Below are 630 nucleotides of genomic sequence, written 5' to 3'. Positions count from 1 at the left end.
CCCCCAGCCCGCAGGTGGGATGAGCGGGAAGGGCTGCCCGCGGGCATCGGCTAGTCGTTCCCCGGCCCCTCCACGGTGGCCAGGAACAGCTTGACGTACCGCTCGGCGTCGACGTCCAACGCCACGTCCACCAGGGGCTGTTCGCGGGCCTCGCCGTGCAGTTCCGCCTCGCCCGGGCGCGGGCGGAGGTCGACGACCGTCTGCCCGCGGGCCGGGCCCGGCGCGAGGCTGACCTCCACCGGCAGCCGGTGGGTGGTCAGTCCGGCCGGGTCGGCGACCGAGCACACCGTGCCCGCGTCGCCGAGGCCGCCGTAGGGGACGTCGTTGCCGGTGGCCGGGGAGCGGTGGGACAGCAGCCGCCCGGCCAGCCGGGCGGCGGGCTCGCCGCGCTCGCACAGCCGCCGTACGTCCGCCTCCGGCACGAGCACCCGCTGGAAGACGCCCAGGCCGTACATCGTGATCGGCACCCCGGCGGTGAGCAGGACCGCCGCGGCCTCCGGGTCGTGCCAGACGTTGAACTCGGCGACCGGGGTGGCGTTTCCGGTGGCCACCGCGCCGCCCATGAACACGATTCGCTCGATGTTGCGGGTCACCTCGGGGTGGGTGCGCAGCAGCAGGGCGATGTTGGTC

Annotated in this window: 1 protein-coding gene; it reads right to left on the bottom strand. The window is 75.2% G+C overall.

Annotated elements, in window-relative coordinates; all coding sequences use genetic code 11:
- Positions 1-50: 50 nt before the first annotated feature.
- The coding region (locus tag C1I97_RS38505; RefSeq protein ID WP_181447128.1) for a nucleoside hydrolase at positions 51-630 on the bottom strand (580 nt) is incomplete at its 5' end.

Source organism: Streptomyces sp. NTH33 (genome assembly GCF_003236365.1).
Lineage (GTDB): Bacteria > Actinomycetota > Actinomycetes > Streptomycetales > Streptomycetaceae > Streptomyces.
The sequence above is the reverse complement of the archived record's forward strand: the minus strand, read 5'-3'. Positions and strand labels throughout refer to the sequence as shown.